General features: G+C 66.4%; 25 protein-coding genes. 6 read left to right on the top strand and 19 right to left on the bottom strand.

Translation table 11 applies throughout. The features are described from left to right. Positions 1 to 154: 154 nt before the first annotated feature. The 7 genes from PT85_RS15685 to PT85_RS15655 all read right to left on the bottom strand — a co-directional run bounded on the left by PT85_RS15685 (position 155) and on the right by PT85_RS15655 (position 6,626). Positions 155 to 646, bottom strand: coding sequence for a disulfide bond formation protein B (locus PT85_RS15685; protein ID WP_027589265.1), 492 nt, complete (start codon positions 644 to 646; stop codon positions 155 to 157). Between the two features lie 55 nt (positions 647 to 701). Beyond that, positions 702 to 1,901, bottom strand: coding sequence for a heme biosynthesis protein HemY (locus PT85_RS15680; RefSeq protein WP_039607170.1), 1,200 nt, complete (start codon positions 1,899 to 1,901; stop codon positions 702 to 704). Further along, positions 1,898 to 2,956 carry a uroporphyrinogen-III C-methyltransferase gene (locus tag PT85_RS15675; RefSeq protein WP_082013088.1) on the bottom strand — a complete coding sequence of 353 codons (1,059 nt, stop codon included), beginning with the start codon at positions 2,954 to 2,956 and terminating at the stop codon, positions 1,898 to 1,900. Before PT85_RS15675 ends, PT85_RS15680 begins: the two co-directional genes overlap by 4 nt. Before the next feature lie 72 nt (positions 2,957 to 3,028). After that, positions 3,029 to 3,799: a uroporphyrinogen-III synthase gene (locus PT85_RS15670; RefSeq protein ID WP_027589263.1), complete on the bottom strand. Its 771-nt coding sequence runs from the start codon at positions 3,797 to 3,799 to the stop codon at positions 3,029 to 3,031. After that, complete coding sequence (hemC, locus tag PT85_RS15665) at positions 3,796 to 4,734, bottom strand: hydroxymethylbilane synthase (protein WP_039607168.1); 939 nt, start codon at positions 4,732 to 4,734, stop codon at positions 3,796 to 3,798. The genes PT85_RS15670 and hemC overlap by 4 nt, the downstream gene beginning before the upstream one ends. A 90-nt stretch (positions 4,735 to 4,824) precedes the next feature. Further along, positions 4,825 to 5,568 carry a LytR/AlgR family response regulator transcription factor gene (locus tag PT85_RS15660; RefSeq protein ID WP_039607167.1) on the bottom strand — a complete coding sequence of 248 codons (744 nt, stop codon included), beginning with the start codon at positions 5,566 to 5,568 and terminating at the stop codon, positions 4,825 to 4,827. Further along, positions 5,565 to 6,626 carry a sensor histidine kinase gene (locus tag PT85_RS15655; RefSeq protein ID WP_027589260.1) on the bottom strand — a complete coding sequence of 354 codons (1,062 nt, stop codon included), beginning with the start codon at positions 6,624 to 6,626 and terminating at the stop codon, positions 5,565 to 5,567. Before PT85_RS15655 ends, PT85_RS15660 begins: the two co-directional genes overlap by 4 nt. Positions 6,627 to 6,823: 197 nt before the next feature. Between PT85_RS15655 and argH the strand changes: the two genes are divergently transcribed. Both argH and PT85_RS15645 read left to right on the top strand, forming a co-directional pair. Further along, entirely contained in the window at positions 6,824 to 8,218 is a 1,395-nt protein-coding gene (argH, locus tag PT85_RS15650; protein WP_039607166.1) for an argininosuccinate lyase, read from the top strand. Between the two features lie 39 nt (positions 8,219 to 8,257). Then, positions 8,258 to 9,379, top strand: a complete 1,122-nt coding sequence (locus PT85_RS15645) for an NnrS family protein (RefSeq protein ID WP_039607165.1) — start codon at positions 8,258 to 8,260, stop codon at positions 9,377 to 9,379. A gap of 155 nt (positions 9,380 to 9,534) precedes the next feature. Here the strand turns inward: PT85_RS15645 and PT85_RS15640 are convergent, their stop codons facing one another. The 7 genes from PT85_RS15640 to PT85_RS15610 all read right to left on the bottom strand — a co-directional run bounded on the left by PT85_RS15640 (position 9,535) and on the right by PT85_RS15610 (position 17,993). Continuing rightward, a complete protein-coding gene (locus PT85_RS15640; protein ID WP_027589257.1) occupies positions 9,535 to 10,407 on the bottom strand; it encodes an ABC transporter permease subunit in 873 nt (290 codons plus the stop codon). Further along, positions 10,404 to 11,285: an ABC transporter permease subunit gene (locus PT85_RS15635; RefSeq protein ID WP_162172912.1), complete on the bottom strand. Its 882-nt coding sequence runs from the start codon at positions 11,283 to 11,285 to the stop codon at positions 10,404 to 10,406. The genes PT85_RS15640 and PT85_RS15635 overlap by 4 nt, the downstream gene beginning before the upstream one ends. A gap of 23 nt (positions 11,286 to 11,308) precedes the next feature. Next, positions 11,309 to 12,460 carry an ABC transporter ATP-binding protein gene (locus PT85_RS15630; protein ID WP_027589255.1) on the bottom strand — a complete coding sequence of 384 codons (1,152 nt, stop codon included), beginning with the start codon at positions 12,458 to 12,460 and terminating at the stop codon, positions 11,309 to 11,311. Between the two features lie 245 nt (positions 12,461 to 12,705). Further along, positions 12,706 to 13,803: a polyamine ABC transporter substrate-binding protein gene (locus PT85_RS15625; RefSeq protein ID WP_051587319.1), complete on the bottom strand. Its 1,098-nt coding sequence runs from the start codon at positions 13,801 to 13,803 to the stop codon at positions 12,706 to 12,708. A 178-nt stretch (positions 13,804 to 13,981) separates the two neighbouring features. Next, on the bottom strand, positions 13,982 to 15,079 hold the full coding sequence (locus PT85_RS15620) for a polyamine ABC transporter substrate-binding protein (protein ID WP_027589253.1): 1,098 nt from the start codon (positions 15,077 to 15,079) through the stop codon (positions 13,982 to 13,984). 152 nt (positions 15,080 to 15,231) lie between these two features. Next, on the bottom strand, positions 15,232 to 16,590 hold the full coding sequence (locus PT85_RS15615) for an aspartate aminotransferase family protein (RefSeq protein ID WP_037008451.1): 1,359 nt from the start codon (positions 16,588 to 16,590) through the stop codon (positions 15,232 to 15,234). A 44-nt stretch (positions 16,591 to 16,634) separates the two neighbouring features. Then, on the bottom strand, positions 16,635 to 17,993 hold the full coding sequence (locus tag PT85_RS15610; RefSeq protein WP_027589251.1) for a glutamine synthetase family protein: 1,359 nt from the start codon (positions 17,991 to 17,993) through the stop codon (positions 16,635 to 16,637). A gap of 495 nt (positions 17,994 to 18,488) precedes the next feature. Here PT85_RS15610 and PT85_RS15605 point away from each other — a divergent pair, with 495 nt between their 5' ends. The 4 genes from PT85_RS15605 (at position 18,489) to aguA (ending at position 22,777) form a co-directional block, all read left to right on the top strand. Continuing rightward, positions 18,489 to 19,865, top strand: coding sequence for a glutamine synthetase family protein (locus tag PT85_RS15605; protein ID WP_027589250.1), 1,377 nt, complete (start codon positions 18,489 to 18,491; stop codon positions 19,863 to 19,865). A 130-nt stretch (positions 19,866 to 19,995) separates the two neighbouring features. Continuing rightward, entirely contained in the window at positions 19,996 to 20,637 is a 642-nt protein-coding gene (locus PT85_RS15600) for a TetR/AcrR family transcriptional regulator (RefSeq protein WP_027589249.1), read from the top strand. A gap of 153 nt (positions 20,638 to 20,790) precedes the next feature. Then, positions 20,791 to 21,669, top strand: coding sequence for an N-carbamoylputrescine amidase (gene aguB / locus PT85_RS15595; RefSeq protein ID WP_027589248.1), 879 nt, complete (start codon positions 20,791 to 20,793; stop codon positions 21,667 to 21,669). A gap of 1 nt (position 21,670) precedes the next feature. After that, entirely contained in the window at positions 21,671 to 22,777 is a 1,107-nt protein-coding gene (gene aguA / locus PT85_RS15590; protein WP_039607164.1) for an agmatine deiminase, read from the top strand. 95 nt (positions 22,778 to 22,872) lie between these two features. Here aguA and PT85_RS15585 read toward each other — a convergent pair whose 3' ends face one another. From PT85_RS15585 to fliI, 5 genes are all read right to left on the bottom strand, one after another. Further along, positions 22,873 to 23,286 (bottom strand): SMI1/KNR4 family protein, encoded by a 414-nt coding sequence (locus PT85_RS15585; RefSeq protein WP_027589246.1) that lies wholly within the window; start codon positions 23,284 to 23,286, stop codon positions 22,873 to 22,875. 100 nt (positions 23,287 to 23,386) lie between these two features. Continuing rightward, entirely contained in the window at positions 23,387 to 24,268 is an 882-nt protein-coding gene (locus PT85_RS15580) for a Tim44 domain-containing protein (protein ID WP_039607163.1), read from the bottom strand. Positions 24,269 to 24,362: 94 nt separating this feature from the next. After that, a complete protein-coding gene (locus tag PT85_RS15575) occupies positions 24,363 to 24,932 on the bottom strand; it encodes a TetR/AcrR family transcriptional regulator (RefSeq protein WP_027589667.1) in 570 nt (189 codons plus the stop codon). Between the two features lie 190 nt (positions 24,933 to 25,122). Continuing rightward, entirely contained in the window at positions 25,123 to 25,548 is a 426-nt protein-coding gene (gene fliJ / locus PT85_RS15570) for a flagellar export protein FliJ (RefSeq protein WP_027589666.1), read from the bottom strand. After that, the gene (gene fliI, locus PT85_RS15565; RefSeq protein WP_037008587.1) at positions 25,545 to 26,876 is read right to left on the bottom strand and encodes a flagellar protein export ATPase FliI; all 1,332 of its coding nucleotides are present in this window, start codon (positions 26,874 to 26,876) and stop codon (positions 25,545 to 25,547) included. The genes fliJ and fliI overlap by 4 nt, the downstream gene beginning before the upstream one ends. Positions 26,877 to 26,881: the final 5 nt, after the last annotated feature.

Raw genomic sequence — 26,881 nt, 5'->3', positions numbered from 1 at the left:
GGCTTCGGTGCCCGTGTGCGGGCCACTGTAGGCTTGAGGACGATCGCCTTTCAAGGCGCGGGCGGGGAAATATTCATACGCGCGTTTTCCCGCCAGGCCGCGTGCGCCGTGGCTTGGCGGGTGCTTGACGCGAAAGGGAACGCGGGATAGCCGATCAACGGCGACGCAGCAGCAGATACAGGGAGAACAGGATCATGCCAATGAAGGCCAGCAGACTCCATTCGGGAATGCTGATGCCGAACAGGGTCCAGGTGACCTTGGCGCAATCGGCGCTGCCGTGCAGCATCAGGCTGATGACTTCCTGAAACGGCAGGGCTTCGAGCATGTAGTCGAGGCTGGGCAGGCAGGCCGGCAACTCATCGGCCGGCACCTGCTGCAGCCAGATCTGCCGCCCGGCCACCCCGGCTCCCGCGCCTGCCATCAGCAGCGCCAGCGCGGCATACACTCGCTGGCCGGTGCGCGCCGGCCCGTGTATGGCGGCGACCAGGCAGACCAGACCGAAACCGATGACTGCCAGACGCTGCAGGATACACAGCGGGCACGGCTCCAGGCCGACGCCATGTTCCAGATAAAGCGCCCCCAGCATGATCAGGACAGTGCCGAGGAAGGCGACGAGGAACAGCGTGCGGGAACTGACGTGGAGCATGGTGACACCGGTGGGCTGTGAGGGTCGCTACGGTAGAGGAACCCACCGGGGCTTTTCAAGCATGACGTGCGTCGGTGTCCAGCATTCCCAGCCCCTCCTGAAACAGCTGGTTGCTGCGCTCGCCCTCGCCCAGGCGCGCCAGCAATCGGGCCAGCTCGGCACAAGTCCTCGGATCGCGCTGCAGCGCCAGGCTGGCGTCGTAATAGTCCCGCGCCTTGCCCCACAGCTGATGGCGAATGCTGATTCGCGCCAGGGCGCGCAGCAGCACGGGATCGTCAGGGTGCTCCTTCAGCCACTGTTCGGCTTCCTGCAACTGCTGGCCGCTGTCCGCCCCGCGCAGACGGCCGTAGAGTTCCACCAGGGCCGGCTGGTACTGCCTGCGCAACGCCTTGCGCACCAGGGCCTCGGCCTCGGCCTCGGCGCCGGCACGGCCAAGCTGCTCGGCATACAGGCCCAGCAGGTGCGAATCGTGCTGCAGGCTGCTGCTGAGCAGCGGCCAGGTGTCACGCAGGGCCTGCGCCTCGCCACCGCGACCGACCTCACTCAGGCGCGCCGCCCAGGCCTCGCGCTCCAGTTCGCGCAACTCGGCTTCCTCGATCACCTTGTGTTTGCGCAGCTCCGGGAGCAGGCCGAGCAACGCGGCCGGCTTGGCCTGGCGGCGCTGCACAGCAAGCAATCGGCGCAGGGCTTCCGGCTGGTGCGGATGGCGCTCGAGCATGGCGGTCAGGGTTTCCTCGGCCCCTTCCAGGTTGCCGCGCTGCTCCTGCAGCTCGGCATGCGTCAGGGCGATGACCAGTTCCGCATGGGGCTGGCGGTTCAGGGCCTGCTCCAGCAGGGCGTCGCTTTCCTCGTAGTCACCCAGATGCTGCGCGGCCCGCGCGGCGGCCAGGTAATAGGGCAAGGGATGCGGGTCCTGTTCGGCAGCCAGGCGCAGGTGCTGCAGCGCCGGCCGCCAGCGGCCTTCGGCAAGCTCCAGCAGGCCGCGCTCACTGGCCTTGTGGCCGCGCCGCTGGCGGTGGCGCCGCGACCAGGGGTTGAGCAGCGCGCCCGAAACACCCAGCAGACGCAGCGCTCGGCGCGCCAGCCAGACCAGCAGCCACAACGCCAGCAGCAGGGCCAGGAACATCCACAGGCTGGATTCGTAGCGCATCCCTCGGTAGGCGATCAGCACGTAGCCGCTGCCCTGGGCGATGGCCAGGCCCAGCAGGCTGGCGCCGGCCACCAGCACGGCGAGCAGCAGCACGGCGCGGATCATGGCGCCTCCTCCGTCGCGGGCTGTTCCTCGCCGCGCGCCTGCTGGCGCTGACGCAGGTAGGCCTGCAGGCTCTGCAGGGCCGGTCGCAGGTCGGGCGTGTCGACGCTCACCGGCTGCTCGGCCAACTCGGCGAGGCGCTGACGCAGGCTGCGTGCGGCGGGGTTGGCGGTATCGAAATAACCGGTGAGCACGTCGCTGGCTTGCTGCAGCGCGGCGCCGTAGACCTGCGGCTGACCGTTCAGCGCGGCCCATTGCGCCTGCTCCAGGGCCAGGCTCAGGGCCAGGCGCACCTGCGCGAGGCTTTGCCCGGCCAACAGCGGCCGCAGTTCCTGCTCGGCGTTCAGCTCGATGCGCAGGTAGGGGGACAGTTTGCGCCAGATGTACTCCCAGACCCGCTCCTCGGACGCATGCTGCGGCGCTTCCCGGGCGGGCTGACTGAACTGCGGCGGCTGGTGCAGCAGACGCTCGCCCTGCTCGCGCAGGGCGGCCAGCTGCAGGAACAGTCCGCTGCGGTCCGGCTGCGGCAGGGCACGCAAGGCCTCCAGGGCCTTGATCATCTCGCCGCGCGCGGCGAAGCCCAGCGGATCGTCCTGCGCACGCAGGATGTCATCGGCGACCTGCACCAGGGCAATGGCGCTGGGCACATCCTGCAGGGCGGACAGGCGCAGGATGGCCAGGCGCAGCAGGTGCTCGGCCTCGGCCAGCCGCCAGTCCTCACGGCTGGCGCCGAGCAGGCGGGTGAGGCTCTGCGCCAGGTGCTGCTGATCGCCCTGCAGGGTCTGCAGCAGTTGGCGCTGTTCGGCCAGTTGCTCTTGGCTGGGCAACTGCTCAAGACGCTGGCGCACATCACTCTCGGTAGCCGCCAGCTGTTGTTCGCTTTCGGTACGGGCCGTCTGCCATTCCTGTTGCAGCTGGCGCTGCTCGGCCAGTTGCGCCTGCGCCTGGAGCTGCAGTTGCTGCCCCTGCCAGAAGCTCCAACCGCCCATTCCGGCAGCCGCCAGGGCGATCAGCAGGGCGGCGATCGCCAGCAGCAGGGCAGTACGGCCGGCAGCCATGCGGGGTTCGTTCTGCTCGGAGGGAGCCGGAAGAGCGGGGCTTTGCGCGTCGGTTTCGCTCACGTGTACGTCCTATCCATGTGGGGCCCGGTGGGCCTGCAATGCCTGAAGCAGCGCCGCGACACTGGCGCCACGGCAATCCACCACCTGCTCGGCGCCCGCGGCGCGGGCCAGCTCGGCAACTCGCGGGCTGGGCACGAACAAGGGTAGCCGAGCCAGTTCCGGCCAGGCCTCGCCGGCCAGCTGGCGCAAGTGTTCGAAGCCCTGGCCGCTGCTGATCACCAGGCCATTGAGCCGCTCAGCGGCGACGCGTCGGGACAGCTCGCCGCAAGCATAGTTGGGCAGGTGGCGCCGGTAGAGTGGCAAATAGTCCACCGCCACACCTTGGCCGCGCAGATGGTCGGCGAGCAATTCCCGGCCAGTATCACCGCGCATGATCAGCACCCGGGGGTTGGGCACCTTCAGGGCGTCGCTGAACGCTGGCAGTTCCAGCAGCGCCTCGCTGTCATCACCCCCCTCAGGCCAGCTGACGTCCAGGCCGTAGTCGGCCAGCAGCTGGCCGGTGGCCGCGCCCACGCTGAACCAGTGCTGGTTGATCGGTGGCTGCGGCCAGTAGCGATCGACGCGCTCAAGGCCCAGGCGTGCCGCCGGCTTGCTGACCACGATCACCGCACAGTAGCGGTCCAGCTCCAGCAGCAGGCTGCGCTGCTCGGGGGTTTCCGGCAGCGGCTGGATGTCCAGCAGGGGCAGGCAGCTGCCGTGAATGCCCTGCTCGGCCAGCTGCGCCGCCAGTGCGGCGCACTCCTCGGCGGGGCGCGTCAGCAGCAGGCGCCAGGCGCTCACGGATGGCCGGCCTCGCCGTAGACTTCGGCCAGGATGGCGGCAGCGCCCTGCTTCAGCAGGGCATCGGCCACCTGCACACCCAGCGCCTCGGCATCCTGGCGCGGTGCGCGGGCCTCGGCGCGCAGCAGACGGCCGCCGTCCGGCTGGCCGACCAGGCCGCGCAGCCACAGGTCGTTGCCTTCCAGCATGGCGTAGCAGGCGATCGGCACCTGGCAGCCGCCGTTCAGGTGCTTGTTGAGTGCACGCTCGGCAATGACCCGGTCGGCAGTATCGGCGTGGTGCAGCGGCGCCAGCAGCGCATGCACCTCACTGTCGGCGCTGCGGCATTCGATGCCCACCGCGCCCTGGCCACCGGCCGGCAGGCTGTCTTCGGCACTGATGAAGGAGCGGATGCGTTCCTGGAAGCCGAGGCGGATCAGGCCGGCGGCGGCCAGGATGATGGCGTCGTACTCGCCGGCGTCCAGCTTGGCCAGGCGGGTGTTCACGTTGCCGCGCAGGAACTGGATCTTCAGGTCCGGGCGGCGGGCCAGCAGTTGGGCCTGGCGGCGCAGGCTGGAAGTGCCGACGATGCTGCCGGCGGGCAGCGCATCCTGGGAGTCGAAGGTGTTGGAAACGAAGGCGTCGCGCGGGTCTTCGCGCTCGCAGATGCAGAACAGGCCCAGGCCCTCGGGAAACTCCATGGGCACGTCCTTCATGGAGTGCACGGCGATGTCCGCCTCGTTCTCCAGCAGGGCGGTTTCCAGTTCCTTGACGAACAGGCCCTTGCCGCCGATCTTGGCCAGCGGCGCGTCCAGCAGCTTGTCGCCGCGACTGACCATCGGAACCAGGCTGACCTGCAGGCCGGGATGCGCCTGCTCCAGGCGCGCCTTGACGTATTCGGCCTGCCACAGGGCCAGGGCACTCTTGCGGGTGGCAATGCGGATTTCGCGGGACATGGGCAATTCCAGAACGAGAACTGCCGGCATGATAACAGGCCGCGGCCGGAGGCTGGACCGGCGCGGATCAAGGAAAGCGCCCGGCCGGCCCTACAGGTTGCTCATCAGTTTGCGCACGCCGGCGACATGACGGCGGCTCACGGTCAGCGCCTGATCATCCAGGCCCTTGAGGTACAGCTGGAAATGCCCCAGCGGTGTGCGCTGCAGGCGCTCGATGCGTTCGCGGGACACCAGCGCATTGCGATGGATGCGCACGAAGCGGTCACCGAACTCGTCCTCCAGCGCCTTGAGCGGCTCGTCCAGCAGCACCTCGCCGCCGCTGTGGCGCAGCGTCACGTACTTGTGATCGGCGATGAAGTAGAGCACCTGTTCCAGCGGAATCAGCTCGATGCCCTTGCGCGTGCGGGCGCTGATATGGGTGCGGGGTTCACCTCCGCCGGCTTGCGGCCGGGTCAGGGCGGCCAGCTGCATGCGATTGGGGCGCTGCGCCTTGTGCAGCGCCTCGGCCAGGTCCTCGCGGCGCACGGGCTTGACGACATAGCCGACCGCGCTGACCTGGAAAGCCTCCAGGGCGAATTCGTCGTGGGCGGTACAGAAGATGACCGCAGGCGGCGCTTCCTTTTCGCACAGGCGGGCAGCGACCTGCAGGCCATCCAGGCCGGGCATGCGAATATCCAGCAGCACCACGTCGGGCTTGAGGCTGTCGATCAGGGCCAGGGCTTCCTCGCCATTGGCGGCCGCGGCATCCAGCGCGCGATAACCTTCGATTTCTCCGAGCAGGCGTTGCAGACGTTCACGGGCGAGCGGTTCGTCATCGACGATCAAGACGTTCATATGGCTCTGGCTTCCTGCGTGAGACTGAAACAAGGATAGCGTAGACAGGTAAAGTGCCGTCCGTTACGGCGCTCCACGCTCAGACTCGCGTCAGGACCAAAAAGTGCCGTCAGTCGGCCACGGATGTTCGCCAACCCCTGCTGGGTGCCGCGCGATGCCGGCACCTCCCGCTCCGCCAGCGGGTTGCTGACCTGCAGCTCGAAGCGCCCCGCGCGCCATTGCGCCTCGATGCGCACCAGGCCGCCCTCGATACGCGGGGCCACCCCATGGATCAGCGCGTTCTCCACCAATGGCTGCAGGGTCAGCGGCGGAATCGGCAGATCATCCGGCACCCCATCGACGCACCACTCCACCTGCAGGCGTTCGCCGAACCGGTAGTGCTCGATGGCCAGGTAACGACGCGTCAGCGTCACCTCCTCTCGCCAGTTGACCAGGCTGCCGGGGCTGGCCAGGCTGGCGCGGAACAGGTCGGCCAGGTCCAGCACCGCCTGTTCGGCCCTGGCCGGATCGCTCACCACCAGGCTGGCGATGCTGTTCAGGCTATTGAACAGGAAATGCGGACGAATGCGCGCCTGCAGGGCCTCGATGCGTGCCTGCAGCTCGGCGCGCTGTTGCAGGCGCCACTGGCTCTGCAGGTAGAAGTAGCGCAATAGCAGGGTGCTCATGATCAGGCTGATCAGCGCATGACGCAGGTAAAGCGCCGGCTCCCCGCTGGGCGGGCCGCCCAGCTCGTACTGCTCTGCAACCGCGGTGCAGGCCAGGGTCAGCAGCACCACCACCAGGCAGCACCCCAGACCGGCGATCAGCGGCCGGCAACGTGCCAGCCAGGGGCGCAGCCGACACAGCACGGCGGCCGAGAGCAGCACGATCCACTGCACGAACAGCGAGACCAGGGCCAGGCGCACCCAGTCAAAGCCGACGGTCATCGGTTCGGCCAGTACCAGCACCAGCACCAGCAGCTCGGCCAGCAACACGAGGGTGAGCAGCGCCTCCGGCTCGCAGAGCGCGGGCACGAAGAAATCGTCGAGCGGGGCAGGTTTCGGGGTTAACAGGCGCATGGCGCTCATGTTGCCCGGGCGCCGCGTTGGCACAGCGATCTGGCGCACCGAATCGAGGGACGCTCCGGGCGTTCCGTGACCGGCTCATCAGCCACCGGCGGCAGCGGCGCGCCGGCAGACCCTGCTATCATGCGCCATCCTTTGCGGGAGGCCGCCGGCGCGGCCCCCTGACCGTTGCGAACAGCCGAGAGCCTTCCATGAGTGTCGAGAAAACCAACCAGTCCTGGGGCGGCCGCTTCAGCGAGCCCGTCGATGCATTCGTCGCCCGTTTCACCGCCTCCGTCGACTTCGACAAGCGCCTGTACCGCCACGACATCATGGGCTCGATCGCCCACGCCACCATGCTGGAACAGGCCGGCGTGCTGACCGCGAGCGAGCGCGACGCGATCATCGACGGCCTGAAGCAGATCCAGGGCGAGATCGAGGCCGGCCAGTTCGACTGGCGCGTCGACCTGGAAGACGTGCACATGAACATCGAGGCACGCCTGACCGACCGTATCGGTATCACCGGCAAGAAGCTGCACACCGGCCGTTCGCGCAACGACCAGGTGGCCACCGACATCCGCCTGTGGCTGCGCGACGAGATCGACACCATCCTCGGCGAGATCACCCGCCTGCAGCAGGGCCTGCTGGAACAGGCCGAGCAGCACGCCGAGGTGATCATGCCCGGCTTCACCCACCTGCAGACCGCCCAGCCGGTGACCTTCGGCCACCACCTGCTGGCCTGGTTCGAGATGCTCAGCCGCGACTACGAGCGCCTGGTGGATTGCCGCACGCGCGTCAACCGCATGCCGCTGGGTTCGGCGGCGCTGGCCGGCACCACCTACCCGATCCAGCGCGAGATCACCTGCCAGCTGCTGGGCTTCGAGGCCATCGGCGGCAACTCGCTGGACGGCGTCTCCGATCGCGACTTCGCCATCGAATTCTGCGCCGCCGCCTCGCTGGCCATGATGCACCTGTCGCGCTTCTCCGAAGAGCTGGTGCTCTGGACCTCCGCCCAGTTCCAGTTCATCGAGCTGCCGGATCGCTTCTGCACCGGTTCGTCGATCATGCCGCAGAAGAAGAACCCGGACGTGCCCGAGCTGGTGCGCGGCAAGTCGGGCCGGGTGTTCGGTGCGCTGACCGGTCTGCTGACCCTGATGAAGGGCCAGCCGCTGGCCTACAACAAGGACAACCAGGAAGACAAGGAGCCGCTGTTCGACGCCGCCGATACCCTGCGCGACTCGCTGCGCGCCTTCGCCGACATGGTGCCGGCCATCAAGCCGCGCGTGGCGGTGATGCGCGAGGCGGCCCGCCGCGGCTTCTCCACCGCCACCGACCTGGCCGACTACCTGGTGCGCAAGGGCCTGCCGTTCCGCGATTGCCACGAGATCGTCGGCCATGCGGTGAAGTACGGCGTGCAGACCGGCAAGGACCTGGCCGAGATGAGCCTGGACGAGCTGCGCCAGTTCAGCGACCAGATCGGCGACGACGTGTTCGCCGTGCTGACCCTGGAAGGCTCGGTGAACGCCCGCAACCACATCGGCGGCACCGCGCCCGCGCAGGTGCGCGCCGCCGTGCAGCGCGGCCGCGAGCTGCTGGCCACACGCTGATCGGCCCCGGCGGACGGCGCCAAGCCGTCCGCCCCCACCATGACCGATCGCGCCGACCGCAAGCCCCGCCAGCCGTTCGCCAACGCCTGGTTCTTTGCCGTCGCCGCGCTGTATGCGGCCCTGATCCTGCCCTGGTCGGTGCTCGGCCTGCTCGGCCTGCTACCCACCCCACCCGGGTTGGCCACGCCCTACGGCCACGCCCATGAAATGCTGTTTGGCTTCGCCCTGGCGGTGGTCGCCGGCTACCTGCTCGGCCCGCAACCACAACGGGTGACGCTGGCACTGCTGGCCGGCTGGGCCCTGGCGCGGCTGGGCTGGCTGTTCTGGCCCGCTGGCTGGCTGTCGATGCTGGGCGCCGCACCGTTCGCGGCCGGGCTGGCCTGGAAGGTGGTGCCGCGCTTCGTCGGCGCGGCGAAGAAGTGGCGCAACCAGTCCGTCGCGCCATTGGTCATCGCCCTTGGCCTGGCCAGCGTGCTGGGCACTCTCGACCCGCGCCTGTCGATCAGCCCGCACCTGGCCCAGGGTGCCCTGCTGGTGCTGGCCACCCTGCTGTTCTTCATGGGCGGGCGCATCATCGCCCCGGCGCTGGCCGGTCATGCGCAAAGCCAAGGCTGGAACCTGCAGGCGCGGGTGCAACCGCACCTGGAAGGGTCCGGGCTGGTGCTGCTGGGAATCGCACTGCTGGCCCTGCTGGTCTCGCTTGAGTCCGTGGGTGGCGCTCTAACGCTGGCCGCCGGCGCGCTGACAGGCATACGGCTGCTGCGCTGGCAGCCCTGGCGGCATCTGCGCCGCGCCGACCTCGCCGTGCTGCTGCTCGGCTATGCCTGGCTGGCGCTCGGTCTGCTGCTATTCGGTACCGCACTGCTGTTCGACGTGCTGCCATTGACCGTCGCCCTGCACGGCATCACGGTCGGCGCACTCGGCACCCTGACCCTGGCGGTCATGGCGCGCACGCGCCTGCTCTATCGCTTGCGCGATGCCAACGCCGTCCCCTGGATCCACCCCGCCGCCGGGCTGCTCAGCCTGGCCGCCCTGGCACGCATCCTGCCCGTACCGCTGGGAGCCGATCCGTACCCCTGGCTGCTCATGTCCGCCGCCTGCTGGTCGCTGGCGTTTCTGCTGCTGGCGGCGCTGCTCTGGCGGACCCGGGGCGCCCCGTAGGGAATCGCGCTTCACCGATCCACCAAGCGCGCCGCGAGGGCGCCGTTCCGGCGCAATGGCGGCCAGGAAGTCGCTGTCCGCCCTACGGTGGTTTTTCAGGTTGTGCTTTTGTGCATGAAAAAGGGGGCAGACTTTTCAGGTCTGCCCCCTCGTTCTCAAGCCACTTCCGGCTGCGGGCGCGGATCGCGCTCGGGGCGCGTTTCGTCCAGCAGTTGCTGGATGGAACGACGCCTGCGGTCCTCGGCCCGGCGGGTGAAGTACCAGGCCAGGAAGGTGAACAGCGAAATGACCAGCAGGATCAGGCTGGCGATGGCGTTGATGTCCGGCTTCACCCCCAGGCGCACGGCGGAGAAGATCTCCATCGGCAGGGTGGTGGCGCCCGGGCCGGAGACGAAGCTGGCCAGCACCAGGTCATCCAGCGACAGCGCGAAGGCCAGCATGCCGCCGGCCACCAGCGAGGGCGCGATCATCGGAATGGTGATCAGGAAGAACACCTTCCAGGGCTTGGCGCCCAGGTCCATGGCCGCTTCCTCGATGGACAGGTCCAGCTCGCGCAGGCGCGACATCACCACCACCGCCACATAGGCGGAGCTGAAGGTGGTGTGGGCGATCCAGATGGTGGTCATGCCGCGCTCGGCCGGCCAGCCGATCAACTGGGCCATGGCCACGAACAGCAGCAGCAGCGACAGACCGGTGATCACCTCGGGCATCACCAGCGGCGCGGTGACCATGCCACCGAACAGTGTGCGACCCCGGAAACGCGGGATACGCGTCAGCACGAAGGCCGCCAGGGTGCCCAGCGCCACGGCGGCAATGGCCGTGTAGAGGGCGATCTCCAGCGAACGCATCACCGCGCCCATCAGTTGGCGGTTGTCCAGCAGACTGGCGTACCAGCGCACCGACCAGCCGCCCCACACCGTCACCAGCCGCGAGTCGTTGAACGAGTAGATGACCAGGATGACCATCGGCAGGTAGATGAACGCCAACCCGACCCACAGCATCAGGTTGGAGAAGCTCCAGCGCTTCATGGCTTGTCCTCCAGTTCCTTGGCCTGGTTGCGGTTGAACAGGATGATCGGGACCAGCAGGATGGCCAGCATGACCACCGCCAGCGATGCCGCCACCGGCCAGTCACGGTTGTTGAAGAATTCCTGCCAGAGCACCTTGCCGATCATCAGCGTCTCGGGGCCACCGAGCAGCTCGGGGATGACGAACTCGCCCACCACCGGGATGAACACCAGCATGCAGCCGGCGACGATGCCGCTCTTGGACAGCGGCACGGTGATCTTCCAGAAGGTGGCGATGCGCCCGGCCCCCAGGTCAGCCGCGGCCTCCAGCAGGCTCAGGTCGTGCTTGACCAGGTTGGCGTACAGCGGCAGCACCATGAACGGCAGGTACGAGTAGACGATGCCGATGTACACCGCCAGGTTGGTGTTGAGGATCTGCAGCGGCTCGTCGATCAGCCCGATGCCCATCAGCACGCTGTTGAGCAAGCCGTTGTTGCTGAGGATGCCCATCCAGGCGTAGACGCGGATCAGGATCGCGGTCCAGGTCGGCATCATGATCAGCATCAGCAGGATGGTCTGCGCCTGCTTGTCGGCGCGGGCGATGGCGTAGGCCATCGGGTAGCCGATCAGCAGGCACAGCAGGGTGCTGACCAGGGCGATCTTCAGCGAGCTCAGGTAGGCCAGCAGGTACAGCTCGTCCTCGCTGAGGAACACGTAGTTGCCCAGGTTGAGCAGGATCTGCAGCTGGTTCTCCGCCCACACGAAGATTTCCGTGTACGGCGGGATGGCCACCTCGGCCTCGGCGAAACTGATCTTCAGCACGATGACGAAGGGCAGCAGGAAGAACAGCAGCAGCCAGAAGAACGGGATGCCGATGACGACATGCCGTCCCGTGGGCAGGAAGCGCTTCAGCATCGCCAGGCTCATGACTGCAGCACCACGCCGCTGTCGTCGATCCAGTGCAGGTACACCGGGTCGTTCCAGGTGGGTCGCTTCACGTGCCGTTCGCTGTTGGCCAGGAACGCTTGCACCAGCATCCCGGACGCCAGGCGGATGTAGTAGGTGGAGTGACCGCCCAGGTAGGCGATGTCATGCACGGTGCCCTGCACCCAGTTGTAATCCGGGTGCTCGACCTCCGGCATGCTGGTGCTGATCAGCAGCTTTTCCGGGCGCAGCGCATAAGTGACGCGCTTGTCCTCGGCACGGGTGCTGATGCCGTGGCCGACATAGATCGGCCGCTCCAGCTGCGGGCAGGCGATGATCGCGTGGTCTTCCAGGTCCTCGATCAGCTCGCCCTCGAACAGATTGACGTTGCCGATGAACTCGCAGACCAGGCGGCTGGCCGGCGTCTCGTAGATGTCCATCGGGCTGCCCACCTGGGCGATCCAGCCCTGGTGCATGATGGCGATGCGCTCGGCCATGGTCATGGCCTCTTCCTGGTCGTGGGTGACGATCAGGCAGGTCACGCCGACGCGCTCGAGAATGGCCACCAGCTCCAGTTGCATCTGCGAGCGCAGCTTCTTGTCCAGCGCGCCCATGGGCTCGTCGAGCAGCAGCAGCTTCGGGCGCTTGGCCAGCGAACGGGCCAGGGCCACGCGCTGGCGCTGGCCGCCGGACAGCTGGTGCGGCTTGCGCTTGGCGTACTGGCTCATCTGCACCAGGCGCAGCATTTCCGCCACGCGCTCGGCGATCTCCTCCTTGGGTAGACCGTCCTGCTTGAGGCCGAAGGCGATGTTCTGCTCCACGCTCATGTGCGGGAACAGCGCGTAGGACTGGAACATCATGTTGATCGGCCGCTCGTACGGCGGCAGATCGGTGATGTCCTGGCCGTCCAGGTAGATGCGCCCCTCGGTGGGTCGTTCGAACCCGGCGAGCATGCGCAGCAGGGTCGACTTGCCGGAGCCCGAGCCACCGAGCAGGGCGAAGATCTCGCCGCGACGGATGGTCAGGGACACGTCATCGACCGCCACGGTCTCGTCGAACTTCTTGGTGACACGGTCGATCCTGACCAGAATTTCCTTGGCTTGCTGATCGCCGCTGAGGGCTTTCTTGAAGGCGCTCGAGGCCACCGCCATATATGCACACTCCCCCGACATTACCTGGTGGCGCCAGGTCGGATGTTAAGTTTCGATGCGGAACGCCGGCAGCATTGCATTCCGCGCCCAGACAACCAGTACCACGTTAAAAGGCCGGAAGCCTCGCGGTCCGTTTCGGCTGCTTCGCAACGCCGATAGGCCCCGAGAGCACCCCCGGTCAAAGGGGCGCAATTGAACCATCGAGCAGCGTCCAGGGCCAGCGCTGGACGCGCCTTTTTACGGCTTTATTTTCCGCTCTTTACCTTCGCCCAGCTGCGTGTCATCAAACGCTGCACAGTCGGCGGCAATTCGGCCGAAATGTACAATTTTTCCAACACTTCCGGCGGCGGATAGATGGCCTCGTCGGCCAGCACCTCGGGGTCCATCAGCTCCTGCGCAGCCAGGTTGGGATTGGCATAGCCGACGTAGTCGCTGACCCCGGCGATGACCTCGGGATCCAGCAGGTAGTTGATAAACGCGTGGGCCTGCTCGACGTTCTTCGCGTCGCTCGGGATGGCCAACATGTCGAACCACAGGTTGGCGCCTTCCTTGGGAATCACATAGCCGATCTCGATGCCCTTGCCGGCTTCCTCGGCGCGGTCGGCGGCCTGGAACACGTCACCGGAGTACCCCACGGCCATGCAGATGTTGCCGTTGGCGAGGTCCGAGATGTACTTGGAGGAGTGGAAGTAGGTCACGTAGGGACGCACCTCCAGCAGCCGGGCTTCGGCACGTGCAAAGTCATCGGGATTCTGGCTGTTGGGGTCCAACCCCAGGTAATTGAGCATCGCCGGCAGCATCTCGTCCCCGGAATCGAGGAAGGCGACACCACAGCTGGAGAGTTTCTTGATGTTCTCCACTTCGAAGACCAGCGCCCAGGAATCGACCTCGACATCCTCGCCAAGGGCGGCCGTAACCTTCTCGACGTTGTAGCCCAATCCGTTGGTGCCCCACAGGTAGGGCACGGCGTACTGGTTGCCGGGGTCGTTCACCTCCAGCTGGCGCAGCAGCGCGGGGTCCAGGTTGTTCCAGTTGGACAACTGGTCGCGGTCGAGCTTGCGGAAGGCGCCAGCCTTGATCTGCCGGGCGAGGAAGTGATTGCTGGGCACCACCACGTCATAGCCGGAGCGACCGGCCAGCAGCTTGCCTTCAAGGGTTTCGTTGGAATCGAAGACGTCGTAGACCGCACGGATGCCGGTGGCCTTCTGGAAATTCTCCAGGGTGTCTTCGCCGATGTAGTCCGACCAGTTGTAGACGTGGACCGTGGACTGGGCCTGGGCCTGGGCCGTGCCGGTCAGAGCCAGGACGGTGCAGGCGGCAAGCAGGGCACTGCGATGGGGCATGGTGAAGTCCTCATGCGCGGGCCGCGAGAGGCGGCAAGAATGATGAAACGGCGACCGGCGGTCGCTCTCCTGTGCCCCTGAAATGCAGCGCGGGGCGGACGGTCACGCTCCTGGCCTTATGGCCATGTCGGTGTGGGCAGGGAAAAACGGCCGGCTGCCGAAGCAGCCGGCCGATGAATCAACGGCCGGACTTGATCTTGGTCCAGCTGCGGGTCATGGCGCGCTGCACCTTGGCATCCAGGTCGGGGAAGGCGTACAGCTTGGCCATCACCTCTTCCGGCGGGTAGATACCCGGGTCATTGCGGATCGCCTCGTCCAGCAGCGGGGTAGCCGCCTTGTTGCCGTTGGGGAACTGCACGTAATCGGTGATTTCCGCCATGATTTCCGGCTTGAGCAGGAAGTTCAGGAACACGTGGGCGTTCTCGACGTTCTTGGCATCGGCAGGAATGGCCAGCATGTCGAAGAAGGAGCCGGCGCCTTCCTTCGGAATCTGATAGTGAATGTTGACGCCGTTGGCGGCCTCTTCAGCGCGCGACTTGGACTGGTAGAGGTCGCCGGAGTAGCCGACCGCCACGCAGATGTTGCCGTTGGCGAGGTCCGAGATGTACTTGGAGGAGTGGAAGTAGGCCACGTGCGGACGAATCTTCAGGAACAGGTCCTCGGCCTTCTTCAGATCGGCACTGCTCTCGCTGACGGGCGACAGGCCCAGGTAGTTCAGCGCCGCCGGCAGCATCTCGGTGGGCGAATCGAGGAAGGACACGCCGCAGCTCTTCAGCTTTTCGATGTTCTCGGTCTTGAACACCAGGTCCCAGGAATCCACCGGGGCGCCGTCACCCAGCACGGCCTTGACCTTGTCCACGTTGTAGGCGTAGCCGATGGTGCCCCACATGTAGGGGAAGGAGTACTGGTTGCCCGGGTCGCTGGTTTCCAGGGACTTGAGCAGGTTCTTGTCGAGGTTCTCCCAGTTGGGCAGCTTGCTCCGGTCCAGCTTCTGGAACACGCCGGCCTTGATCTGCTTGGCCAGGAACGGGTTGGACGGCACCACGACGTCGTAGCCCGAGCCACCGGAGAGCAGCTTGGCTTCCAGCACTTCGTTGCTGTCGAACACGTCGTACACCACCTTGATGCCGGTTTCCTTCTGGAATTTGTCCAGGGTGTCCGGAGCGATGTAGTCCGACCAGTTGTAGACGTGCAGCACTTTTTCCTGGGCCTGAGCCAGACCGGCCACGGCCGCGGTCAGGGATAGCGCGAGAAAGGTCTTGCCGAAGAGTTTCATGCCTTCACTGCTCCGATTGTTTTTTGAGTACTCAGATGGCGTGGCTGGCGAGCTGCCGCGACACACCCTGGTGAGCCTGGCCTACGCACGCGCGAAGTCTGGCAAGGAGCCCGTGTCGATACAACTGGCTGCTCGGCCGATTCGAGCCTTTTTTACCGGCCCTGCACCTCCTTGAGAGTCAGGTCCAGACAGGTGAAGGCCTTTTCGAGCAACTCATCGATCTGCGCCGGGCTGATCACCAGCGGCGGCGCGATGATCATGGTGTCCCCCACCGCGCGCATCACCAGGCCGTTCTGGAAACAGTGCTCACGACAGCGCATGCCGATTTCCAGTCCCCGATAACGCTCGCGGGTCTCCTTGTTCTTCACCAGCTCGATGGCAGCCACCATGCCGACGCCACGTGCCTCCCCCACCAGCGGGTGGGCGGCCAGCTCACGCCAACGTCTTTGCAAATAGGGTGCCGTTTGCGCCTTGACCCGCGCCACGATGCCTTCGTCACGCAGGATGCGCAGGTTGGCCAGCGCTACCGCCGCCGCCACCGGGTGGCCGGAATAGGTGAAGCCGTGGGCGAATTCGCCGCCGCGGTTGAGCACCTCGACCACCTTGTCGCGCACTACTACGCCGCCCATGGGGATGTAGCCGGAGGTCAGGCCCTTGGCGATCGGCATCAGGTCCGGCCGCAGGTCGTAGTACTGGCTGCCGAACCATTCGCCGGTACGGCCGAAGCCGCAGATCACCTCATCGGCGATGAACAGGATGTCGTGGCGCGCGAGGATCTCGCGAATGCGCGGCCAGTAGCTGTCCGGCGGCACGATCACCCCGCCGGCGCCCTGGATCGGCTCGGCGATGAAAGCGGCGACCTTGTCGGCGCCAAGCTGGCGGATCTTCTCCTCCAGTTGGTCGGCCACGCGGACGCCGAATTCCTCGGGGCTCAGTGCGCCGCCTTCGCCATACCAGTAAGGCTGGTCAATGTGCTCGATCCCCGGGATCGGCAAACCGCCCTGTGCGTGCATGCCCTTCATGCCGCCCAGGCTCGCGCCCGCCATGGTCGAGCCGTGATAGCCGTTCCAGCGACCGATGATCACCTGCTTCTCGGGCTGGCCCTGGACTGCCCAGTAATGGCGCACCATGCGCACCACGGTGTCGTTGGCCTCGGAGCCCGAGCCGGTGAAGAACACATGGTTCATGCCCGCCGGCGCCAGCGCGGCGATTTCCTGGGCGAGCTCCAGGGCCGGCGGGTGCGCGGTCTGGAAGAACAGGTTGTAGTAGGGCAGTTCGCGCATCTGCCGGGCGGCCGCCTCGACCAGCTCCTCGCGGCCGTAGCCGACGTTGACGCACCAGAGCCCGGCCATGCCATCGAGGATCTTGTGGCCCTCGCTGTCCCACAGGTACACGCCCTCGGCGCGGGTCACGATGCGCGCGCCCTTGCGGTTGAGCGCCTGGAAGTCGGTAAAGGGCGCCAGGTGGTGGTCGCGGCTCAGGGCCTGCCAGTGTTCGGTCTGTTTGCTCATCGTGTCGACACCTTTCTCCAGGCCCCGCGCCGCAGCATCGCGACCTATACCGAAAAGAGCAGGAATTCACGCTCCCAGGAGCTGATCACCCGCTTGTAGTTCTCGTTTTCCGCCCGCTTGACCGCCACGTAGGCGGCGATGAATTTCTTGCCCAGGTACTTCTCCAGGGCCTTGCAGTTTTCCAGGCGCTCCAAGGCATCCTCGATAGTCAGCGGCAGGCGCAGGTTGCGCCGCTCATAGCCGCGCCCCTGCACCGGCTGGGTGGGCCGCAGGCCTTCGACCATGCCGATGTAACCACACAGCAGGCTGGCGGCGATCGCCAAGTACGGGTTGGCATCCGCACCGGGCAGACGGTTCTCGATGCGCCGGTTCTGCGGCGAGGATTCCGGCACGCGCAGGCCGACGGTACGGTTCTCCTCGCCCCATTCCACGTTCACCGGCGCCGAGGTATCCGGCAGGAAACGGCGGAACGAATTGACGTTGGGGGCGAACAGCGGCAGCAGCTCGGGGATGTACTTCTGCAGGCCGCCGATGTAACTGAGGAACAACTCGCTTGGGGAGCCATCCTCGTTGGAGAAGATGTTCCTGCCGCTTTGCGCGTCGCGCACACTCTGGTGCAGGTGCATGGCGCTGCCCGGCTGATCGGTGATCGGCTTGGCCATGAACGTGGCGGCCACGTCGTGCTTGAGCGCCGCCTCGCGCATGGTGCGCTTGAACACCATGATCTGGTCGGCCAGGTGCAGGGCCTCGCCATGCCGGAAGTTGATCTCCATCTGCGCCGGCCCTTCCTCGTGGATCAGCGTATCCAGGTCCAGGCGCTGAGCCTCACACCAGTCGTACATGTCCTCGAACAGCGGATCGAACTCGTTGGCGGCATCGATGGAGAACGACTGGCGCCCCGTTTCGGGGCGTCCCGAGCGGCCGACCGGCGCCTGCAGCGGGTAATCGGGGTCGTCGCTACGCTTGGTCAGGTAGAACTCCATTTCCGGCGCGACGATGGGCATCCAGCCGTGGTCGGCGTACATCTTCAGTACTTTCTTGAGCAGGTTGCGCGGCGACAGCTCGATGGGGTTGCCCATCTTGTCGAAGGTGTCGTGGATGACCATGGCGGTGGGCTCGATGGCCCACGGCACCAGGAACATGGCGTTGGGGTCCGGACGGCAATACATGTCGATGTCCGCCGGGTCGAGCAACTCGTAATAGATGTCGTCTTCCACGTAATCGCCGGTGACCGTCTGCAGCAGCACGCTCTCCGGCAGGCGCATGCCTTTCTCGGCGATGAACTTGTTGGTCGGCGCGATCTTGCCCCGGGCGATGCCGGTCAGGTCGCTGATCAGGCATTCCACTTCGGTGATCTTGTGTTCTTTCAGCCAGTCGGTGAGCTGATCGAGGTCGGTACTCATAAAGGCCTCAGGTTTTGCCGAGCCGAAATTGCCGGTTCAGCGGTGACGCGGCCAGACGCCTGACTGGCGAGCCGCGCGCGGGTCGTGGGGGGTTGCGAAATTGAAAGGCGGGCCGGCACGGGTAACCATGGCCCCGGGATGAGCAGCGCCGGAATCAGACGGAAGCAGGCACCCCGGTGCCGGTGGCAGGGGTTGGCGACGCTCAGTGGCTGGCAGGGCATGGGACACATCCGTATCCGCGTTCGGTTTGCTACCGAGCTTAGCGCTGTTCATTTTTTTACACAACTTCCGCCCCGCACGGCGTCAATACAGGCTGAAACCCACGAGCCATGGGCTCTGGAGGGATCTGACGCGACCACCCGGCGTGCCCCGAAAATGGCCTTCGCGCACCCTCGCGGGGCGTTTTTTCCGGCTATTGACAGGCCCGAGGGTTTGGGATTGACTCACAACCAGGCCACAGACTGATTGAAATTTTTAACAATAAAGGTACGGATCATGTCGCCCCCTCCGCGTGTCGCTCACCCCAGCGAGGCGAGCGTCTTTCTCGAAGCGCATCCGGACGTCCAGTTCGTCGATCTGCTCATCGCCGACATGAACGGGGTGGTGCGGGGCAAGCGCATCGAGCGCAACAGCCTCACCAAGGTCTACGAGAAAGGCATCAATCTTCCCGCATCGCTGTTCGCGCTCGACATCAATGGCAGCACGGTGGAAAGCACCGGCCTGGGCCTCGACATCGGCGACGCCGACCGGGTGTGCCTGCCGATCGCCGGCACCCTCAGCTACGAACCCTGGCAGAAGCGCCCCACCGCCCAGCTGCTGATGACCATGCACGAACTGGATGGCACGCCCTTCTTTGCCGATCCGCGTGAAGTGCTGCGCCAGGTGATCGACCGCTTCGATGAGCTGGGCCTGACGGTCTGCGCCGCCTTCGAGCTGGAGTTCTACCTGATCGACCAGGAGAACGTGAATGGCCGTCCGCAGCCGCCGCGTTCGCCGATTTCCGGCAAGCGTCCGCATTCCACGCAGGTGTACCTGATCGATGACCTCGACGAGTACGCTGACTGCCTGCAGGACATCCTCGAGGGCGCCAAGGTGCAGGGCATCCCCGCCGATGCCATCGTCAAGGAAAGTGCGCCGGCGCAGTTCGAGGTCAACCTGCACCACGTGGCCGACCCGCTGAAGGCCTGCGATTACGCGGTACTGCTCAAGCGGCTGGTCAAGAACATCGCCTACGACCACGAGATGGACACCACCTTTATGGCCAAGCCCTATCCGGGCCAGGCCGGCAATGGGCTGCACGTGCACATCTCGTTGCTCGACCGCGACGGCAACAACATCTTCGCCAGTGAGGATCCCCAGCAGAACGCCGCATTGCGCCACGCAATCGGCGGTGTGCTGGAGACCCTGCCGGCCTCCATGGCCTTCCTCTGCCCGAACGTGAACTCCTACCGCCGCTTCGGCGCCCAGTTCTACGTGCCCAATGCCCCCAGCTGGGGCCTGGACAACCGCACCGTGGCGCTGCGCGTGCCCACCGGCAGCCCCGAGGCGGTGCGCCTGGAACATCGGGTGGCCGGCGCCGACGCCAACCCCTATCTGCTCATGGCGGCCCTGCTGGCGGGCGTGCATCACGGCCTGACCCAGCAGATCGAGCCGGGCGAACCCATCGAGGGCAACTCCTACGAGCAGCTCGAGCCCAGCCTGCCGAACAACCTGCGCGACGCGCTACGCGCGCTGGACGACAGCGAAATCCTCGCGCGCTACATCAGCCCCGACTACATCGACATCTTCGTCGCCTGCAAGGAAAGCGAACTGGAGGAATTCGAGCACTCCATCTCCGACCTGGAGTACAACTGGTACCTGCATACCGTCTGAGGCCGCCGGGCAATGCGACACGCATCGCACCATGCCCCGGTCGCTTCCCCGACAATTCGCCCCCGTCGAGCCAGTGACCGGCGGGGCGATACCCTGCCAGCACTCGAATACCCAGTTACAGAGCCTTTACATGTCGTGCCCCCCGCTTCCCCGCAAGCCCCGCGCCAGCAGCCAGACGCGCATCAATGCCATCCATGCCGCAGCCCGCGCCCTGCTCGCCGAGGGGGGCGTTGCCGAGCTAAGCATCTACGCGGTGGCCGAACGCGCCGGCATTCCGCCCTCGTCGGTCTATCACTTCTTCCCAAACGTGCCGCTGTTGTTGCAGTCGCTGGCCACCCAAGTGCATGCCGCCTTTCGCGAGGTGCTCACCCTTCCCGTGGACCACGCCACGCTGCGCAGCTGGCATGACCTGGCGGCACAGCTCGAACAGCGCATGGTGGATATCTACGCCGCGGATGCGGCGGCCCGCCAGCTGATCCTCGCCCAGCACGGCCTGAGCGAAGTGACCCAGGCCGACCAGCAGCATGACCTGGAACTGGGCCGGCTGCTGCGTGCCCTGTTTGAGCGCCATTTCGTGCTGCCGGCGCTGCCGGAGGAGATCGACATCTTCGCGCTGGCCATCGAGCTGGCCGACCGGGTCTACGCCAGCTCGGTCCAGTTGCACGGACAGATCACGTCCCGCTGGCGGGAGGAAGGCCTGCGGGTGGTCATCGCCTACCTGGGTCTCTACCTGCCGCCCTGGCTGAGCAAGCGGAGCGCCCCAGGCGCATAGATCGATATTTATCGGTTAATTTCTGCCGATTAGTCGCCCATGACAGGCGGACGGCCTTCTTTTACCGATATTTATCGGCTATATATCCCTGCCATCCATACCGGCCCTTCATGGGCCATGCTTAGCCTGTCTCCGGATTGCGAGGTTTCCGCCATGTCCCGCATCGTCACTGTCGCCGCCACCCAGATGGCCTGTTCCTGGGATCGCGACGCCAACATCGCCAATGCCGAGCGTCTCGTGCGCCAGGCCGCCGCGCAGGGCGCGCAGATCATCCTGATTCAGGAACTGTTCGAAACGCCGTACTTCTGCCAGAAGCCGAACCCCGATTACCTGCTGCTGGCCACCGAAGCCGAACAGAACCCCGCCATTGCCCACTTCAGCAAGCTGGCCGCCGAGTTGCAGGTGGTGCTGCCGATCAGCTTCTTCGAGCGGGCCGGCCGGGCCCGATTCAACAGCATCGCCATCCTCGACGCCGACGGGCGGAACCTGGGTATCTACCGCAAGAGCCACATCCCGGACGGCCCCGGTTACCACGAGAAGTACTACTTCAACCCCGGCGATACCGGCTTCAAGGTGTGGAACACCCGCTATGCGAAGATCGGCGTAGGCATCTGCTGGGACCAGTGGTTCCCGGAATGCGCGCGCAGCATGGCGCTGCAGGGCGCCGAGCTGCTGTTCTACCCGACCGCCATTGGCAGCGAACCCCACGACGCCACCATCAGCTCGCGCGACCACTGGCAGCGCGTGCAGCAGGGCCATGCCGGCGCCAACCTGATGCCGCTGATCGCCAGCAACCGCATCGGCCGCGAGGAGCAGGACGGCTACGACATCACCTTCTACGGCTCCTCATTCATCGCCGATCAGTTCGGCGCCAAGCTGCAGGAACTGAACGAAACCGAAGAGGGCATCCTGGTGCAACGCTTCGATCTGGATGAGCTGGAGAAGATCCGCAGCGCCTGGGGCGTGTTCCGTGATCGCCGGCCGAACCTGTACGGCGCGCTGAAGACCCTCGACGGCAGCCTGGAGTCCTGACATGGCGCTGACTACTCCACGGGCCGACGGCTTCCGCATGCCGGCGGAATGGGAGCCGCACAGCCAGACCTGGATGCTCTGGCCGGAACGACCGGACAACTGGCGCCTGGGCGGTAAGCCGGCACAAGCCGCCTTCAGCGCCGTGGCCCAGGCCATTGCCCGCTTCGAGCCGGTGAGCATCGGTGTCAGCGAAGCCCAGTACGAGAACGCCAGCGCCCGCCTGGGTGATCAGCCGAACATCCGTCTGGTGGAAATGAGCAGCGACGACGCCTGGATGCGCGACACCGGTCCCACCTTCGTCATCGACGCCACCGGCGAGGTACGCGGCGTGGACTGGGACTTCAACGCCTGGGGCGGTTTCAACGGCGGCCTGTACTGGCCGTGGAGCCGGGACAGCCAGGTGGCCGGCAAGGTGCTGGGCATCGAGCGCTGCGCCCGCTATGCCACGCCCGGTTTCGTGCTGGAAGGCGGCGCCATCCATGTGGACGGCGAAGGCACCCTGCTGACCACCGAGGAATGCCTGCTCAACCCGAACCGCAATCCGCATCTGAACCGCATGCAGATCGAAGCCGTGTTGCGCGATTACCTGGCGGTGGAAACGATCATCTGGCTGCCGCAAGGCCTGTTCAATGACGAAACCGACGGCCATGTGGATAACTTCTGCTGCTTCGTGCGCCCGGGCGAGGTGCTGCTGGCCTGGACGGACGACCCGGCCGACCCCAACCATGCCCGCTGCCGCGCGGCGCTGCAGGTACTGGAACGCAGCCGCGATTCCCGTGGGCGCCAGCTTACGGTCCACCGCATGCCGATCCCAGGCCCGTTGTACGCGACCGAGGAGGAGTGCGCCGGCGTCGACCGTGCGGTCGGCAGCCAGCCCCGCGATCCATCGATCCGCCTGGCCGGCTCCTATGTGAACTTCCTGATCGTGAATGGCGGCATCATCGCGCCCTCGTTCGACGACCCGCACGACGCCGAGGCCGAGCAGCTACTGCGACGACTGTTCCCGGAGCATCGGGTGGTGATGGTGCCGGGCCGCGAGATCCTGCTCGGCGGCGGCAACATCCACTGCATCACCCAGCAGCAGCCGGCTCCGCAACGGGCCGGCTGACTGGGGGAATCCCACCCGACGCAGGGCGGTCAGCGCTTTTCTGGCCGCCAGCGGGTCGAGGCAGGGCATGCGGGCGGACAGCGCTGCTTTTCGGCTTACGCCCCACCCTCCAACCAGACATCGCGCACCCAGTGCCACACCGACTCCCAGGTCTCGTCGTCCAGCTCGCCGGTGTCCTCGCGCCACAGGAACACCTCGCCCTCCGGGTCGACTGCGTAGTAATCGCGCCCGTCCTGGCACAGAGGCACCAGATAGCGCGGCACGCCGGCATCCCAGGCGTTGGCGGCCACTTCCGGCAGGTAGGTGTGCGACTGCGGATCGCTGGCGGTCACCGGCTCCAGACGGCCGTAGACCACATCGCTGACCTTGAGCAGGAACTCGCGCAGCTCGTAGGGCAGGTGGATGAGAATCTGCTCCTGGATCTCCACCAGGGTCTCCTCGTCCGGCAGCTCCAGCGGCACCGGCACCGGCTCGTTGAGTTCACGCAACTGATCGATGACATCTTCCATCGATGGGACTCCTCTGGGTAATGCGCGCTTTATAGCGCGCCCGAATGCCGCACAAAAGAAAAACCCGGGACTAGCCCGGGTCTTCCTACTGCCCAATCGATCACGCGTTCTGGCGGATACCTGCCAGCAACCAGGGCTGGTTCTCGCCCTGCTCGCGCTCCATGCGCCAGCTCTCGCTGAAGGCTTCGCCCTGATCGAAGCGCGAGGTCTTGCTCACGCCGCTGAAGGTCAGGGTGGCCACGGTCTTGTCCGGGTTGTCATCCACGCCGTCGAGCACCACGCTCAGGTTGTCGATGTAAGTGGACTGGAAGCCATCGCCCAGCGACCCGCGCTCCTGGGTCAGGAAGGCGAGCATCTGCGGGGTGACGAACTCGGCGATCTTGTCCATCTCGGCCGCGTCCCAGTGCTGCTGCAGCGCCAGGAAGTGGGTGCGCGCCTGCTCGATGAAGCGCTGCTCGTTGAACCAGGCCGGCGCATTGATCACCGGCGCGGCGGCGCCCGCGCCGATCGACTGACCGAAGATATTGGTGCCCGCAGCCTCGCTCGGCACATCGCGCTGCATCACCGGCGGCGCACCGGCGGTGGCGTACTGCTGTTGCTGGGGCATGCTGGCCAGCGCCTTGCGGCGACGCGCGGCAATCAGCTTGAAGATCACGAAGGCGATCAGGCCAAAGATCAGCATGTCCATGATCTGCAGGCCTTCGAAGCCGTCACCCATGAACATGGCCGCCAGCAGGCCACCGGCGGCGATGCCGGCCAGCGGGCCGAGCCACTTGGACGCGCCGCTGGCAGCGGGCGCCGCGGCGCCCGGACGCGCAGCCGGCGCCTGCGCCTGATTCTGCTGGGCGGGAGCGGCCTGGCGGGTCTGGTGGGACGGCGCGGAGCCGAAGCTCTTCTTGTTACCCAGACGTGCCGCGTCGGCATCCAGGGTAAAGGTCAGGCCCAGGCAGAAAGCCAGGGCGATACTGAGAAAACGCTGCATCAGGGATGTCCCTATTGATTGATTCACGCGCGTCATCTTGCCCAGTGGCCAGGGTGATTGCCAGCGCAGAATGTTTCTGGCTGCGACAGCCCGATCAATGCAGCAGGTAGCGCAGCGGGGCGCTTTCGAAGCGACGGCGAAGGTAGCGTCGGGTCTGGGCCAGGTCGGGATCGGGACGGCGCAGCCAGCGGCAGAAGGTGCGCAGGAACAGGCCACTGAGCAGGCATTCCTGGCCGATACGGTTCAGCCACGCACCCCGCAGTCGAGCACCGGCGCGCCACCACTGCACCACCCGGCTCAGGCTGTGCAGGCCCCCCAGTTGCAGGTGCAGATGCCCCGGCTCCAGCTTGTAGAGCAGCATCTGGCCTGCCAGCGCATGATGCGGCTCAAGCGCTCGCAACCAGGCCACCAGCAGCTCCTCGAGGCGCTCGGCGGGCAACAGGGCTGCCAGGTCCTCGTCGCGGGCACGTTCCAGCATCGCCTGTTCGGCGCGGGCGAACCAGGCGTCGACCAGGGCGTCCTTGTCGGGGTAATGGCGTGCGATGGCGTCCAGGCCGATGCCCAGCGCATCAGCCACTTCGTACAGCTGCAGGCGTTCCCAGCCGCGCGCTTCGGCAAGCGACAGGGCGGTGTCAAGAATCAGCGCGGCGCTCGTGTCGGACATGGCGATCACCTCGCCGGCAAGTATGGTCGGCCAAGCGCGAGCGACAGCGCAGCGCGACGGGTGGCCGGTAGCCGCTTTCGTGGGCCACGGCTTTGGTGGGAGCGGACTTGTCCGCGAGCTCTTTCGTGCAGGCCGCACCCAACAGCTCGCGAATGAATTCGCTCCTGCCGGGCGCCGTACCAGCCTGCCGCTAGGTCCCGGTACCGCGCCACCAGGACTGACTGGCCATCGCGTCCTGGATCTTCTGCTCCTGGCGCACCAGTTCGCGGTTCCACTCGTCGGACTTGGCGTCGATGAACTGCTCCAGCGCCTTTTCGCTGCGCATGGCGCGCAGCAGGTCGTTCTGCAGGCGTTCCAGGTGCTCCTCGGCGGTCGCCAGCTCACGCCGCTGCAGGTCGATCATCTTGTACAGGTTGGTCTTGTACTGCTGCTGGTTGAGGCGGTGCAGTCCGGTCTCCGCGCCGCCGACATACTCGCTCAGGCGGCCCAGGCCGCTGATGTTGTTGCGATAGCGCTGGCACAGGTTGCGCTGGTACTGCACGCGACCGAGCATCTGGCGCACGCGCATCTGGCGGATGGCGGCCAGCTTGCCGAGGGTATTCAGCTGGTCCTTCATCCGCGACTCCCCAGCAGCTGCTGCAGCGTGCGCACGCTGAAGTCGAGGTCGGCATCCTGGCCGGTTTCCTGGCGCAGGAAGCGCTCGATGGCGGGCGCCAGCTGCACGGCGCGATCGGTCTTCGCATCGGCGCCGGGGGTGTAACCGCCCAGCGGGATCAGCTCGCGGATCTTTTCGTAGGTGCTGTACAGCTCCTTGAGCTGACGCGCGGCGTTGCGGTGTTCGGGAGCGGACACCTGGGCCATGCAGCGGCTCACCGAGGCGCCGATGTCGATGGCCGGGTAGTGGCCGACCTCGGCCAGCTTGCGCGACAGCACGATGTGGCCATCGAGGATGGCACGGGCACAGTCGACAATCGGGTCCTGGTGGTCATCGCCCTCGGCCAGCACCGTGTACAGCGCACTGAGGCTGCCCGTTGGACTGGCGCCGTTGCCGGCGCTTTCCACCAGCTCCGGCAGCATGCCGAACACCGACGGCGGATAGCCCTTGGTGGCCGGCGGCTCGCCCAGCGCCAGGGCGATCTCGCGCTGGGCCATGGCGTAGCGGGTCAGGGAATCCATCAGCAGCAGCACGTCCTGGCCGCGGTCGCGGAAATAGGCGGCGATGCTATGGCACAGATCAGCGGCCTTCAGGCGCATCAGCGGCGACTCGTTGGCCGGCGCCACCACCACCACCGCCTTGCGCAGGCCTTCCGGGCCGAGGGAGTGCAGGATGAATTCCTGCACCTCGCGGCCGCGCTCGCCAATCAGTCCGACCACCACCACATCGGCCTTGGTCTGCCGGGTGATCATGCCCAGCAGTACGCTCTTGCCCACGCCGCTGCCGGCGAACAGGCCGACCCGCTGGCCCTTGCCGAGGGTGAGCATGGCATTGATGGCGCGCACGCCGACGTCCAGCGGCTCTTCCACCGGGCGCCGGCGCAGCGGGTTGACCGGCGGCGGCAGCGGCGGCAGCAGGTCGTGGCCGGTCAGCTTGCCCTGCTCGTCCAGGGGCTCGCCGAGGCCGTTGACCACCCGGCCAAGCCAGGAATCGTCAATGCGCAGGCGCGCTTCCTCGCGGATCGGGAAGATGCGCGCGCCGGTGGCCAGGCCCAGCGGCTTCTTGAACGGCATCAGGTAGGTGATTTCGCGGTTGAAGCCCACCACCTGGGCTTCCAGCAGGCTGCCGTCGGTCTGCTCCACGTAGCAGCGCTGGCCGGTCGGCTGGTGACAGCCGAGCCCTTCCAGGATCAGCCCGGAGACCCGCACCAGGCGTCCGCTGACCTTGGCCAACTGAACGCTGTCGAGGGATTTCAGGGCCTCGTCGAGGGCGTCACTGTCCAGCAGCATGGCCG

The organism is Pseudomonas flexibilis (assembly GCF_000806415.1).
Lineage (GTDB): Bacteria > Pseudomonadota > Gammaproteobacteria > Pseudomonadales > Pseudomonadaceae > Serpens > Serpens flexibilis.
Note: the sequence above shows the minus strand (reverse complement) of the source record. Positions and strands in the feature narration are given on the sequence as shown.

Coding starts and splice junctions, on each gene's coding strand:
- PT85_RS15685 (WP_027589265.1), bottom strand. CDS start 646: ATGCTCCACGTCAGTTCCCGCACGCTGTTCCTCGTCGCCTTCCTCGGC.
- PT85_RS15680 (WP_039607170.1), bottom strand. CDS start 1,901: ATGATCCGCGCCGTGCTGCTGCTCGCCGTGCTGGTGGCCGGCGCCAGC.
- PT85_RS15675 (WP_082013088.1), bottom strand. CDS start 2,956: ATGGCTGCCGGCCGTACTGCCCTGCTGCTGGCGATCGCCGCCCTGCTG.
- hemC (WP_039607168.1), bottom strand. CDS start 4,734: ATGTCCCGCGAAATCCGCATTGCCACCCGCAAGAGTGCCCTGGCCCTG.
- PT85_RS15660 (WP_039607167.1), bottom strand. CDS start 5,568: ATGAACGTCTTGATCGTCGATGACGAACCGCTCGCCCGTGAACGTCTG.
- PT85_RS15655 (WP_027589260.1), bottom strand. CDS start 6,626: ATGCGCCTGTTAACCCCGAAACCTGCCCCGCTCGACGATTTCTTCGTG.
- argH (WP_039607166.1), top strand. CDS start 6,824: ATGAGTGTCGAGAAAACCAACCAGTCCTGGGGCGGCCGCTTCAGCGAG.
- PT85_RS15645 (WP_039607165.1), top strand. CDS start 8,258: ATGACCGATCGCGCCGACCGCAAGCCCCGCCAGCCGTTCGCCAACGCC.
- PT85_RS15640 (WP_027589257.1), bottom strand. CDS start 10,407: ATGAAGCGCTGGAGCTTCTCCAACCTGATGCTGTGGGTCGGGTTGGCG.
- PT85_RS15630 (WP_027589255.1), bottom strand. CDS start 12,460: ATGGCGGTGGCCTCGAGCGCCTTCAAGAAAGCCCTCAGCGGCGATCAG.
- PT85_RS15625 (WP_051587319.1), bottom strand. CDS start 13,803: ATGCCCCATCGCAGTGCCCTGCTTGCCGCCTGCACCGTCCTGGCTCTG.
- PT85_RS15620 (WP_027589253.1), bottom strand. CDS start 15,079: ATGAAACTCTTCGGCAAGACCTTTCTCGCGCTATCCCTGACCGCGGCC.
- PT85_RS15615 (WP_037008451.1), bottom strand. CDS start 16,590: ATGAGCAAACAGACCGAACACTGGCAGGCCCTGAGCCGCGACCACCAC.
- PT85_RS15610 (WP_027589251.1), bottom strand. CDS start 17,993: ATGAGTACCGACCTCGATCAGCTCACCGACTGGCTGAAAGAACACAAG.
- PT85_RS15605 (WP_027589250.1), top strand. CDS start 18,489: ATGTCGCCCCCTCCGCGTGTCGCTCACCCCAGCGAGGCGAGCGTCTTT.
- PT85_RS15600 (WP_027589249.1), top strand. CDS start 19,996: ATGTCGTGCCCCCCGCTTCCCCGCAAGCCCCGCGCCAGCAGCCAGACG.
- aguB (WP_027589248.1), top strand. CDS start 20,791: ATGTCCCGCATCGTCACTGTCGCCGCCACCCAGATGGCCTGTTCCTGG.
- aguA (WP_039607164.1), top strand. CDS start 21,671: ATGGCGCTGACTACTCCACGGGCCGACGGCTTCCGCATGCCGGCGGAA.
- PT85_RS15585 (WP_027589246.1), bottom strand. CDS start 23,286: ATGGAAGATGTCATCGATCAGTTGCGTGAACTCAACGAGCCGGTGCCG.
- PT85_RS15580 (WP_039607163.1), bottom strand. CDS start 24,268: ATGCAGCGTTTTCTCAGTATCGCCCTGGCTTTCTGCCTGGGCCTGACC.
- PT85_RS15575 (WP_027589667.1), bottom strand. CDS start 24,932: ATGTCCGACACGAGCGCCGCGCTGATTCTTGACACCGCCCTGTCGCTT.
- fliJ (WP_027589666.1), bottom strand. CDS start 25,548: ATGAAGGACCAGCTGAATACCCTCGGCAAGCTGGCCGCCATCCGCCAG.
- fliI (WP_037008587.1), bottom strand. CDS start 26,876: ATGCTGCTGGACAGTGACGCCCTCGACGAGGCCCTGAAATCCCTCGAC.